Source organism: Methylibium sp. (genome assembly GCF_031393925.1).
Taxonomy (GTDB): Bacteria; Pseudomonadota; Gammaproteobacteria; order Burkholderiales; family Burkholderiaceae_C; genus Methylibium.
Map to the genome: position 1 here is coordinate 1 of NZ_JANMWL010000023.1, position 11,262 is coordinate 11,262.

Sequence of the window (11,262 nt, forward strand, 5' to 3'; positions counted from 1 at the left end):
GGCGCTATGGCGAGCGACGTTAGCCCCGTCGGCCCCCGAGAAATTCATCCTCCGAGGAATCGCATGACCGCGAAGAAAAGTGCTCCGGCCCCCGCCAGCAAGGCTGCCAAGACGCCCGTGGCGGCCACCTCCGCCAAGAACGCGGCCAAGCCGACCCAGGCCGAGCTGAAAAAGGCCAAGCCGCCCGCCAAGGCCGCGCCCGTGAAAGCGAGCGCCGCCAAGCCGGCGGGCAAGGCCGAGGCCAAGGGCAAGCCGGGTCGCAAGCCCAAGGTCGAGGCCGGCAAGCCCGTGCGTCCCGAGATGGAAGAGGACTTGAGCGACATCGAGGCCGACATCGAAGGCGAGGTCGAAACCGTGACCCCGACCGCCAGCGCCACCGACGAGCCCAAGGCCAAGCCCTTGCGCATGAAGGTCTCACGCGCCAAGGAGCGCGCGTTGATGCGCGAGTTCGGCCTGGACGAGACGGCGCTGACCGAGGACGAGGTCGCCAAGCGTCGCCAGGAGCTCAAGACGCTCATCAAGATGGGCAAAACGCGGGGTTTCCTCACGCACCAGGAGATCAACGACCACCTGCCCGAGAAGCTGGTCGAGGCCGAGATCCTCGAGGCCATCGTGTCGATGCTCAACGACATGGGCATCGCGGTCTACGAGCAAGCACCCGACGCCGCCACCTTGCTGATCGCCGGGGCCTCGACCGCCACCTCCACCGAAGAAGAGGCCGAAGAAGAGGCCGAAGCGGCGCTGTCCACGGTCGACTCCGAGTTCGGCCGCACCACCGACCCGGTGCGCATGTACATGCGCGAGATGGGCACGGTGGAGCTGCTCACGCGCGAAGGCGAGATCGAGATCGCCAAGCGCATCGAAGGCGGCCTGCAGGCCATGATGCTGGCGATCAGCGAGTCGCCCACCACGATCGCCGAGATCCTGGTGCTGGCCGACAAGATCCGCGCCGGCACGATGCAGATTTCGGAGGCGGTGGACGGCTTCGTCTCCAACGAGGAGGCCGACGACTACGTCGCCGAGGAAGACTTCGACGAGTTCGACGAAGAGGACGACGATGACGGCCAGGGCGGCTCCAAGGCGCTGACCAAGAAGCTCGAGGAGCTGAAGGCCGCGGCATTGATCCGCCTGGACGATCTGCGCACGCATTTCGATCGCATGCGCAAGGCCTACGAGAAGGAAGGCTACAAGTCCTCGGCCTACAACCGCGCGCAGATGGGCGTGAGCTCCGAGATCATGAGCCTGCGCTTCACGGTCAAGACGATCGAGCGCCTGTGCCAGATCCTGCGCTCGCAGGTCGACGACATTCGCCGCTATGAGCGCGAACTGCGCAAGATCGTGGTCGACAAGTGCGGCATGCCGCAAGAACACTTCATCAAGACCTTTCCGCCCAATTCACTCAACCTGAAGTGGGCCGAGAAGGAGATCGCCGCCAACAAGGCCTACAGCGCGGTGATGGCGCGCCACCTGCCGCCGATCCAGGACCTGCAGCAAAAACTCATCGACCTGCAGTCGCGCGCGGTGGTGCCGATCGAAGACTTGAAGCTCATCAACAAGAAGATGAACCAGGGCGAGAAGGCCTCGCGCGACGCCAAGAAAGAGATGATCGAGGCCAACCTGCGCCTGGTGATCTCGATCGCCAAGAAGTACACCAACCGCGGCCTGCAGTTCCTCGATCTTATTCAAGAGGGCAACATCGGTCTGATGAAGGCGGTCGACAAGTTCGAATACCGCCGCGGCTACAAGTTCTCGACCTACGCCACCTGGTGGATTCGTCAGGCCATTACACGCTCGATCGCCGACCAGGCGCGCACCATTCGCATTCCGGTTCACATGATCGAGACGATCAACAAGATGAATCGGCTGTCGCGCCAGCACCTGCAGGAGTTCGGCTTCGAGCCCGACGCGCCGACCTTGGCCGAAAAGATGGAGATGCCCGAGGACAAGATCAGGAAGATCATGAAGATCGCCAAGGAGCCGATCTCCATGGAGACGCCGATCGGCGACGACGACGATTCTCACCTGGGCGACTTCATCGAGGACACCAACAACACCGCGCCAATCGAAGCGGCCATGCAGGCCGGCCTGCGCGACGTGGTCAAGGACATCCTCGACAGCCTGACGCCGCGAGAGGCCAAGGTGCTGCGCATGCGCTTTGGCATCGAGATGTCGACCGACCACACGCTCGAAGAAGTCGGCAAGCAATTCGACGTGACCCGCGAGCGCATCCGCCAGATCGAGGCCAAGGCGATCCGCAAGTTGAAGCACCCGAGCCGCTCGGACAAGCTGCGCACCTATCTCGACAACCTCTGATCTCACTGCGCCCATTGCGAAAAGCCCGGCCGCGTGCCGGGCTTTTTCTTGCCCGCCCCCGTTGTCAGGCGGCCCGGACATCACGGCTAAACTTTGCCGGCCTTCCGAGCCCGCTGCAGATGACCGCCCTTCTCCAACGCACCGTGTTGTTCGCCGACTTGCGAGGCAGCACGGGCTTGTTCGAGACGCTCGGCAATGCCGAAGCCGCAGCGGTGGTGACGCAGAGCGTGGCCATCATGGGCCAGATCGTTGGCGCCTGCGGCGGCGTGGTGGTCAAGACGCTCGGCGACGGCCTGATGGCCGTGTTCGAGAAGTCGCAAGGCGGCATCGACGCGGCCGACGAGATGCACGAGTCGCTCGACCGCGTGCTGGCAGACGCGCCGCGCAAGGGCGCGCGCCGGCCCGCGCTCAAATTGCAGGTGGCGATGGCGCAGGGCGAGGTGGTCGAGCTGGCCGGTGACTGCTTCGGCGACGCGGTCAACGTCGCCGCGCGGCTGCTCGACAGGGCCGGCGACAACGAGACGCTCACCACGCAGCAGGTGCTCGACGGGCTCGACCCCGACCACCGCGGTCGCTTCCGCTCGCTGTCCAAGCTGCAACTCAGGGGTCGCCAGGAATCGGTGCAGGTTTACCGGCTCGAAGCCCGGCGCTTCGGCGAGACCGTCGCCACGATATTCGAAGGCATGGAGCCGACCGCGGCGCCCGACGGCATCCGCCTGTCGTGGCTCGACGCGAGCCGCGTGTTCGCCGGCACCGACCTGCCGGCAGTGCTCGGCCGCAGCCCCCAGGCCACTTACTGCGTGGACGACACGCGCGTGTCGCGCTCGCACTGCCGCATCGAGTGGCATGGCGGCACCTTCCAGGTCAGCGACCTCAGCTACAACGGCACCTTCGTGCGCTTTGCCGGCCGCGACGAGGTGGTGTCGCTGCGCCGCGGCAGCTGCACCCTGCACGGCAGCGGCGTGATGTGCCTGGGCGCAGCACCAACCGATCCCACCGCGCCGGCCGTGCACTTCGAGGTGCTGAGCTTTCAGGAGACGGCGCCGAGCGTGTGAGCCTCGAGGCCCGGTTCCGCTCGAGCGCTCAGGCGCCCAGGCGTTCGGCCAGCGTGAGCAGATCGGGTCCCTGCCAGCAGTGCGGTTCGGCGGCATCGCGCGACGTGGCGCCGCGCCGCAGCCACGCGGCCTGCAAGCCGGCGCCGATGGCGCCGCGCACATCGAGCACGAGGTCGTCGCCGACGTGCAGCACCTCGTGCGGCGCGCACCTCAGTCGCTCGCAGGCCAGCGCGAAGATGCGGCGATCGGGCTTGCCCACACCGGCCTCGCGCGCATTCACGCTGCCGATGAAGCGCTGGCCGATGCCAATGCGTTGCAAGTCGGCATTGCCATTGCTCAAGCCAAGCAGCGGCCAGCGAGCCGCCAGGCGCTCGAGCGCAGGCAAGGCATCGGCGTAGAACTCGACCTGCTGGCGCTCGGCGAAAAACACTTCGAAGGCCGGCGCGGCCAGCGCCTCGTCCTCGCCCACCGCCGCCAGCAGCCGCCTGATCGTCTCCCGGCGCGCCGCGCTGAGGTCATGGGCCAAATCGCATCGCTCACGCGCCACCGCCTCGCGCATCGCGCGCATCGCCGCCAGGTCGAAGCGCTCGCCGACGGCCGGCGCATGCACGGCCAGCCAGCGCTGCAACGCCGCCTCGGCGCGCACGATGGTCGGCAGCACCGGCCAAAGCGTGTCGTCCAGGTCGAGCGTGAGGGCGCGGATCGGCTGCGGGCTCCAGGGCATGGCGCGAAGTGTGGCCGAAGCGCTCGCGCGTGCCGGTAGCCCAGGCGCGGCGTCAGCGAGCAGCAGGCGGCCCACGGCGGCCCGGTTCGGCGGGCGCCGTGCGCCATGCGCTCCGCTACAGTTGCGCGCCCGCTGCGCCGTCGATTCGCGGCCACTCTCACGCATGAAACACGCCCCGGAACCCGCCCACCAGCACGGCAGCGCCGAGCGCACGGCGGTGCTGCTCGTCAACCTCGGCACACCCGACGCGCCCACCACGGCGGCGCTGCGCCGTTACCTCGCCGAGTTTCTGAGCGACCCGCGCGTGGTGGAGATCGCGCGGGCGCTGTGGCTGCCGATCCTGCACGGCGTGATCCTGCGCCTGCGGCCAAGGAAATCGGCCGCCAAGTACGCCAGCATCTGGACGCCCGAAGGCTCGCCGCTCAGGGTCTGGACCGCCAAGCAGGCCAAGCTGCTGGCGGGCTACCTCGGCGAGCGCGGCCATGCGGTGCTGGTGCGCTATGCCATGCGCTACGGTACGCCCTCGGTGGCGGGGCAGCTCGATGCGCTCAAGGCAGATGGCGTCACGCGCATCCTCGTGCTGCCGCTGTATCCGCAGTACGCGGCGGCGACCACCGCGAGCGCGTTCGACGCGGTCTATGCCTGGGCCGCCACTGCACGGCGCGTACCGGAGCTGCGCTTCGTCAACCAGTACCACGACGACGCCGGCTACATCGCAGCACTCAGCCGGCGCATCGAGAACCACTGGATGACGCACGGCCGCCCCGACACTCTGGTGCTCAGCTTCCACGGCGTGCCCGAGCGCACCCTGCACCTGGGCGACCCCTACCACTGCCAGTGCCGCAAGACCGCGCGGCTATTGGCCGAGCGGCTCTCGTTGAAGCCGGCCCAGGTGGTGGTCACGTTCCAGAGCCGCTTCGGCAAGGCGAAGTGGCTCCAGCCCTACTCCGAGCCGACGCTGGTGAAACTCGCGCAGCAGGGCGTGAAGCGGGTCGACGTGGCCTGCCCTGGTTTCGTGGCCGACTGCCTGGAGACGCTTGAAGAGATCGCGCAAGAAGCACGGGCGGCCTTCCTGGGCGCCGGTGGGGCCGAGTTCCGCTACATCGAATGCCTGAACGACCAGCCTGAGTGGATGGCCGCGCTGAGCGCCATCGCGATCCGGCATCTGCAGGGCTGGCCGACGGACGGCGCGGTCGACGCAGGGGCGCTGCAAGCGCAGGCCGAGCGCGCCCGCAGGCTCGGCGCGGCGGCCTAGCGATCCGGGGCCGGTGACGGGCCGGGCGGTGGCGGCTCCGGCACGTTCGGCGACGTGCTCGACGGCACACTCGGCGGCGCCTCGGCCGGCGGCGACATCAACGACTGCGCCGCCGGGGCGCCGACGGTGGCCTGGATCGCCTCGCGGTGCTTGTCGCTGACGCATTCGTCGGCGACGCGGCGGCCGGACTTCACATCCATCAGCATCGATTTGCTGGTGATCTGCACCATCAGCATCACGCCGCGCACATCCTCGAGCCGAACCGCGCCGGTCGACGACAGCACCGGCTTCATCACATGCGTGGCCTTGCCGACGCGCACGTCGACGTAGCCCGCGTGGCGCGGATCGAGCGCGACGTCGATCGCCTGCCCGAGCGCGCATTGATGGGCGCCGAAATACACACGCGCCGCGGCATCGAGTTGTTCGGCGCTGGCGGGCGCCACGGCGAGCTTGACCACAGCCTTGGCGGGCGGCACTCGCTTGGACGCAGCACGAGGCTGGGCCGGTACGACGGGCTTGGCAGGCGCAGGCGTCGCGGCGGCCCCCTGCGCTGGCGCACCGCTCCACACCAGGGCCAGCCCGCTGGACAACGCCACCACGGTCAACCAACTCCAACCAGCACGCATCGGTGCCTCCCATCAAGATGTTGAATCGCGCGCCTCACCACACCGCGCGGTCGCTGCGTCGCAGGCGACGCCGGACGCCGTCGGGTACTCGGGCATTGCGGCCGCGCCGACCTTAGCGGCCGCGCGGAATGGCCTGATAGTCGCCCTCACGGTAAGGCCGGTCGTCGCACTCGGCCTCCCAGCTCTGCCGCAAGGCGCTGTACTTCTGCGCTTGCCCGGTGACGTCGGGCAGCGAGGTGGTGTAGTCGGCGAACATCAGCCGAAGCTTCTCGACCTTGGCGTTGTAGGCGTCCACGGCGGCCTGGTCGGCCGTATCCAGGCTCTTTCGCTCGCCTTGCAACTGCGCCTCGTAGCGGTCGAACTCCGCCTTGGCCGCGTCGAGTTGCGCCCGCGAGCGCAGCGCTTCCTCGCCGCGCGATTTGAGCTCCGGCTGCAGGTCCAGGCATTCGCGCAGCTGCTCGCGGCTGAGCGTCTTGCCGCTGGCCGGGCCGTTGTCAAGCGCGCGCAGGCCCTCGCTCCTGTCCTGTCTTGTGCGTAAGCGGCGTGCCAGGCCGGCGGAGCAACCAGGGTGGCTGCCGCGAGCAAAAAGGCGCATGCCTCGGGAAATGGAATCACAGGTCATGGTGGTTGTTCCTCGATGGCAACCCTCGCTCCAGCAAACGCCGGGCCCGGGACAGCGTCCCAGCCGCAGCGTCGGGTCGGTGGCACTCGCCCGAGGTCGGGGCGGTTGAGCGGCCCGAATCGGGCCGCCGGACCCTGAGCACACGCCACAATCGATCCCGTGAACTTGCCTCCTTCCAGCGGCGTGCGCCTCGACAAATGGCTTTGGGCGGCGCGCTTTTACAAGACACGCAGCCTCGCCGCCGAAGAGATCGCGCGGCAGCGCGTGCTGGTCAATGGCCAGCACGCCAAGGCCTCGCGCGATCTCAAGGCCGGCGACACCGTGCGGCTGCGTCAGGGCAGCGTCGAGCGCACCGTGCTCGTGCGCGCCGTGAGCCCGCAACGCGGCCCGGCGACCGAGGCACAGCAGCTCTACGAAGAAACGCCCGACAGCGTGGCGCGGCGCGAAGCCCAGGCCCGTCAAAGGCAGCTGGCGCCGGAGCCGGCCGGCAGCATCGAACAGGGTCGGCCGACCAAGCGAGACCGCCGCCAGCTCGCCGACTGGGACCGCTGGAGCGCTTCGCTCGACGAATGACGAGGCGGGCGCAGCCGGGCTTTTTTGTCGCTGGCGCCGGCGCGCTGCAATGTCCCTCTTGAAAGTACGGTAGGCGCCCCAAATTCGCTGCCTTGATCCCGTTTCATTGCCGCGCATGGATAACCCCGAACAAGATCAGTCCCCTGACAACAGCCCCGATCCGAGCGCCTCCGAGGGGGAGCCGCCGACCGCCGAGCAGCGCCTGGTGGAACTCGAGGCCCGTCATGCCGAGGTGTCCGACGCCTACCTGCGCGCCAAGGCCGAGGCCGACAACACCCGCCGCCGCGCCGAAGAAGAAATGAGCAAGGCGCGCAAGTTCGCCATCGACTCGTTTGCCGAGAGCCTGCTGCCGGTCAAGGACAGCCTGGAAGCGGCACTTGCCATCGACAACGCGAGTGCCGAACAGTTGCGTGAAGGCACCCAGGCCACCTTGCGCCAGCTGACGGGCGCCCTGGAGCGCAACAAGGTGCTCGAGATCGCGCCGCCGGCCGGCACCCGGTTCGACCCGCACCAGCACCAGGCCATCACCATGGTGGCGCTGCCCGAAGGCTCCGGGCAGGAACCGGGCACGGTCGTGGCGGTGCTGCAAAAGGGCTACCTCATCGCCGAGCGGGTGCTGCGCCCGGCCCTCGTCACCGTTGCGGCCTCGCCGTGAACGTAGCGAGCAAGACGACTTGAATAGCGCGCACCGATCCACAGCTTTCATCACATCAGATTTCAGTTTTCAGGAGCATTCAGCATGGCCAAAATCATCGGCATCGACCTCGGCACCACCAACTCGTGCGTGGCCATCATGGAAGGCAACACCACCAAGGTGATCGAGAACAGCGAAGGTGCGCGCACCACGCCCTCGATCATTGCCTACCAGGAAGACGGCGAGGTGCTCGTCGGTGCCTCGGCCAAGCGCCAGGCGGTCACGAACCCGCGCAACACGCTCTACGCCGTCAAGCGCCTGATCGGCCGCAAGTTCGCCGAGAAGGAAGTGCAAAAGGACATCGACCTGATGCCCTACACGATCGTGGCCGCCGACAACGGCGACGCCTGGGTCGAGGTGCGCGGCAACAAGCTCGCACCGCCGCAGATCAGCGCCGAGGTGCTGCGCAAGATGAAGAAGACCGCCGAGGACTATCTCGGCGAAGAGGTCACCGAAGCGGTGATCACCGTGCCCGCCTACTTCAATGACGCGCAGCGCCAGGCCACCAAGGACGCCGGGCGCATCGCCGGGCTGGACGTCAAACGCATCATCAACGAGCCGACCGCCGCAGCGCTGGCCTTCGGCCTGGACAAGCACGGCGGCGAAGGCATGAAGGGCGACCGCAAGATCGCCGTCTATGACCTGGGCGGCGGCACCTTCGACATCTCCATCATCGAGATAGCCGACGTCGACGGCGAGATGCAGTTCGAGGTGCTCTCCACCAACGGCGACACCTTCCTGGGCGGCGAAGACTTCGACCAGCGCATCATCGATTTCATCATCGCCGAGTTCAAGAAAGACCAGGGCGTGGACCTCGGCAAGGACGTGCTGGCCTTGCAGCGCCTGAAAGAAGCGGCCGAGAAGGCCAAGATCGAACTCTCCAACAGCGTGCAGACCGACATCAACCTGCCCTACGTGACGGCCGACGCGAGCGGCCCGAAGCACCTCAACATCAAGCTCACGCGCGCCAAGCTCGAAGCCCTGGTCGAAGACCTGATCGAGCGCACCATGGCGCCGTGCCGCACCGCCATCAAGGACGCGGGCGTGGCGGTCACCGAGATCAACGACGTGATCCTGGTGGGCGGCATGACGCGCATGCCCAAGGTGCAAGAGAAGGTCAGGGAGTTCTTCGGCCAGGAGCCGCGCAAGGACGTGAACCCCGACGAGGCCGTCGCCGTGGGTGCGGCCATTCAGGGCCAGGTGCTCGCCGGTGACCGCAAGGACGTGCTGCTGCTCGACGTGACGCCGCTCTCGCTGGGCATCGAGACGCTCGGCGGCGTGATGACCAAGATGATCACCAAGAACACCACCATCCCGACCAAGTTCGCGCAGACCTTCAGCACCGCCGACGACAACCAACCGGCGGTGACGATCAAGGTGTTCCAGGGCGAGCGCGAGCTGGCCACGGGCAACAAGATGCTCGGCGAGTTCAATCTCGAGGGCATCGCGCCGTCGCCGCGCGGCATGCCGCAGATCGAGGTGAGCTTCGACATCGACGCCAACGGTATCTTGCACGTGGGCGCCAAGGACAAGGGCACCGGCAAGGAAAACAAGATCACCATCAAGGCCAACTCGGGCCTCACTGAAGTCGAGATCCAGGCGATGGTGAAGGACGCCGAACTCAATGCCGCCGAGGACAAGAAGAAGCTCGAGTTGGTGCAGGCGCGCAATGCTGCCGACGCGGCCATTCACTCGGTGAAGAAGAGCCTGGTCGAGCACGGCGACAAGCTCGACGCGCCCGACAAGGCAACCATCGAAGCGGCGCTCAAGGACTCCGAGGAATCGCTCAAGAGCGAGGACAAGACGGCGATCGAGACCAAGACCGGAGCGCTCATGACCGCCAGCCAGAAACTCGGCGAAAAGGTCTACGCCGACATGCAGGCGGCGCAGGCTGCCGCGGGTGGTGCTGCTGCCGGTGGTCACGCCGCCGGGGGCGCTGCCGCCGAGGCCAAACCGGCCGACGAGAACATCGTCGACGCCGACTTCAAGGAAGTGAAGGACCAGAAGTAAGGCGGCGGGCACGACCGCGTCGCCCGCTCCCGTGGAGCCACCCCCGAGCGCTTAACCCGGCGCGCCGGGGGTTTTTGCATCGAGAAGAAGGCAAGCCTCATGGCCAAGCGTGACTACTACGAGATCCTCGGCGTTGCCAAGAACGCTGGCGAGGACGACATCAAGAAGGCCTACCGCAAGCTGGCCATGAAGCACCACCCCGACCGCAACCAGGGCGCGGGTGCCAAGAAGTCGGAGGAGCACTTCAAGGAGGGCAAGGAGGCCTACGAGATGCTGTCCGACGCGCACAAGCGCGCCGCCTACGATCAATACGGCCATGCCGGCGTCGACCCGAACATGGCCGGGCGCGGCGGCCCCGGCGGCGAGGCCTACGGCGGCTTTGCCGAGGCCTTCGGCGACATCTTCGGCGACATCTTCAGCCAGGGCGGCGCCCGCCGCGGCGGCGGCTCGCAGGTTTATCGCGGTGGCGACCTGAGCTACGCGATGGAGATCAGCCTCGAGGAGGCGGCGCGCGGCAAGGACACGCAGATCCGCATTCCGAGCTGGGACGAGTGCGCACCCTGCGGCAGCAGCGGCGCCAAGCCCGGCACCAGCTCCAAGGCCTGCCCGAGCTGTAACGGCGCTGGCCAAGTCCATCTGCGCCAGGGTTTCTTCAGCATCCAGCAGACCTGCCCGCATTGCCACGGCAGCGGCAAGATCATTCCCGAGCCCTGCGTCACCTGCAGCGGCGCCGGACGCATCAAGACCAACAAGACGCTCGAGGTGCGCATACCGCCGGGCATCAACGAAGGCATGCGCATCCGCTCGGCCGGCAACGGTGAGCCCGGCACCAACGGCGGCCCGGCCGGTGACCTGTACATCGAGATCCGCGTCAGGGCGCACGACATCTTCGAGCGCGACGGCGACGACTTGCACTGCACCATCCCCGTGGGCGTCGCCAGCGCCTCGCTCGGCGGCTCGATCGAGGTGCCCACCCTGGGCGGCAAGGCCGAGATCGAACTGCCCGAAGGCACCCAGCACGGCAAGACCTTTCGCCTGCGCGGCAAGGGCATCAAGGGCGTGCGCTCCAGCTACCCCGGCGACCTGTACTGCCATGTCGCGGTGGAAACGCCGATCAAGCTCACCGAACACCAGCGCAAGCTGCTCAAGGAGCTTGACGAGAGCTTCAAGAAGGGCGGCGACCGGCATTCGCCCAACGCGAAGAGTTGGACCGACCGGGTGAAGGACTTGTTCAAGTAGCGAGTCCGCAACCTCCGGGCGAGCACGTCAGGCAAACAACTCGCGCTGCGCCGCATCAAAGCGCGGCGGCCTAAAACGGCTCGTGTCCAGCACCACCCGCTCACCCGTCAGAGCGTGCCGCGCCGCCTTGCGAACGCGCTGGCGGATCAAC

At 67.4% G+C, this 11,262-nt stretch carries 10 protein-coding genes; 7 read left to right on the forward strand and 3 right to left on the reverse strand.

What is annotated here, in order from left to right:
• Window positions 1-63 precede the first annotated feature (63 nt).
• Together rpoD and RMO12_RS01610 are read left to right on the forward strand one after the other, a co-directional pair.
• Window positions 64-2,313 (forward strand): RNA polymerase sigma factor RpoD, encoded by a 2,250-nt coding sequence (gene rpoD / locus RMO12_RS01605; RefSeq protein ID WP_309637955.1) that lies wholly within the window; start codon window positions 64-66, stop codon window positions 2,311-2,313.
• A gap of 119 nt (window positions 2,314-2,432) precedes the next feature.
• Window positions 2,433-3,368, forward strand: a complete 936-nt coding sequence (locus RMO12_RS01610) for an adenylate/guanylate cyclase domain-containing protein (RefSeq protein WP_309637956.1) — start codon at window positions 2,433-2,435, stop codon at window positions 3,366-3,368.
• Window positions 3,369-3,396: 28 nt separating this feature from the next.
• On the opposite strand, the gene RMO12_RS01615 is transcribed toward RMO12_RS01610, so the two are convergent.
• Window positions 3,397-4,092, reverse strand: coding sequence for an HAD-IA family hydrolase (locus RMO12_RS01615; RefSeq protein WP_309637957.1), 696 nt, complete (start codon window positions 4,090-4,092; stop codon window positions 3,397-3,399).
• 163 nt (window positions 4,093-4,255) lie between these two features.
• Here RMO12_RS01615 and hemH point away from each other — a divergent pair, with 163 nt between their 5' ends.
• The gene (gene hemH / locus RMO12_RS01620; RefSeq protein ID WP_309637958.1) at window positions 4,256-5,347 is read left to right on the forward strand and encodes a ferrochelatase; all 1,092 of its coding nucleotides are present in this window, start codon (window positions 4,256-4,258) and stop codon (window positions 5,345-5,347) included.
• On the opposite strand, the gene RMO12_RS01625 is transcribed toward hemH, so the two are convergent.
• Both RMO12_RS01625 and RMO12_RS01630 read right to left on the reverse strand, forming a co-directional pair.
• Window positions 5,344-5,973 (reverse strand): hypothetical protein, encoded by a 630-nt coding sequence (locus RMO12_RS01625; protein WP_309637959.1) that lies wholly within the window; start codon window positions 5,971-5,973, stop codon window positions 5,344-5,346. The genes hemH and RMO12_RS01625 overlap by 4 nt on opposite strands.
• A 112-nt stretch (window positions 5,974-6,085) precedes the next feature.
• Complete coding sequence (locus RMO12_RS01630) at window positions 6,086-6,568, reverse strand: hypothetical protein (RefSeq protein ID WP_309637960.1); 483 nt, start codon at window positions 6,566-6,568, stop codon at window positions 6,086-6,088.
• 186 nt (window positions 6,569-6,754) lie between these two features.
• Between RMO12_RS01630 and RMO12_RS01635 the strand changes: the two genes are divergently transcribed.
• From RMO12_RS01635 to dnaJ, 4 genes are all read left to right on the forward strand, one after another.
• On the forward strand, window positions 6,755-7,168 hold the full coding sequence (locus RMO12_RS01635) for a S4 domain-containing protein (protein ID WP_309637961.1): 414 nt from the start codon (window positions 6,755-6,757) through the stop codon (window positions 7,166-7,168).
• 115 nt (window positions 7,169-7,283) lie between these two features.
• A complete protein-coding gene (grpE, locus tag RMO12_RS01640) occupies window positions 7,284-7,823 on the forward strand; it encodes a nucleotide exchange factor GrpE (protein ID WP_309637962.1) in 540 nt (179 codons plus the stop codon).
• An 84-nt stretch (window positions 7,824-7,907) separates the two neighbouring features.
• Entirely contained in the window at window positions 7,908-9,872 is a 1,965-nt protein-coding gene (gene dnaK / locus RMO12_RS01645) for a molecular chaperone DnaK (protein WP_309637963.1), read from the forward strand.
• 99 nt (window positions 9,873-9,971) lie between these two features.
• Window positions 9,972-11,111 (forward strand): molecular chaperone DnaJ, encoded by a 1,140-nt coding sequence (gene dnaJ / locus RMO12_RS01650; protein WP_309626667.1) that lies wholly within the window; start codon window positions 9,972-9,974, stop codon window positions 11,109-11,111.
• The last annotated feature ends 151 nt before the right edge of the window (window positions 11,112-11,262 follow it).

Excerpts from the sequence above, each read along its gene's own strand:
- rpoD (WP_309637955.1), top strand. The coding sequence starts at position 64 with ATGACCGCGAAGAAAAGTGCTCCGGCCCCCGCCAGCAAGGCTGCCAAG.
- RMO12_RS01610 (WP_309637956.1), top strand. The coding sequence starts at position 2,433 with ATGACCGCCCTTCTCCAACGCACCGTGTTGTTCGCCGACTTGCGAGGC.
- RMO12_RS01615 (WP_309637957.1), bottom strand. The coding sequence starts at position 4,092 with ATGCCCTGGAGCCCGCAGCCGATCCGCGCCCTCACGCTCGACCTGGAC.
- hemH (WP_309637958.1), top strand. The coding sequence starts at position 4,256 with ATGAAACACGCCCCGGAACCCGCCCACCAGCACGGCAGCGCCGAGCGC.
- RMO12_RS01625 (WP_309637959.1), bottom strand. The coding sequence starts at position 5,973 with ATGCGTGCTGGTTGGAGTTGGTTGACCGTGGTGGCGTTGTCCAGCGGG.
- RMO12_RS01630 (WP_309637960.1), bottom strand. The coding sequence starts at position 6,568 with ATGCGCCTTTTTGCTCGCGGCAGCCACCCTGGTTGCTCCGCCGGCCTG.
- grpE (WP_309637962.1), top strand. The coding sequence starts at position 7,284 with ATGGATAACCCCGAACAAGATCAGTCCCCTGACAACAGCCCCGATCCG.
- dnaK (WP_309637963.1), top strand. The coding sequence starts at position 7,908 with ATGGCCAAAATCATCGGCATCGACCTCGGCACCACCAACTCGTGCGTG.
- dnaJ (WP_309626667.1), top strand. The coding sequence starts at position 9,972 with ATGGCCAAGCGTGACTACTACGAGATCCTCGGCGTTGCCAAGAACGCT.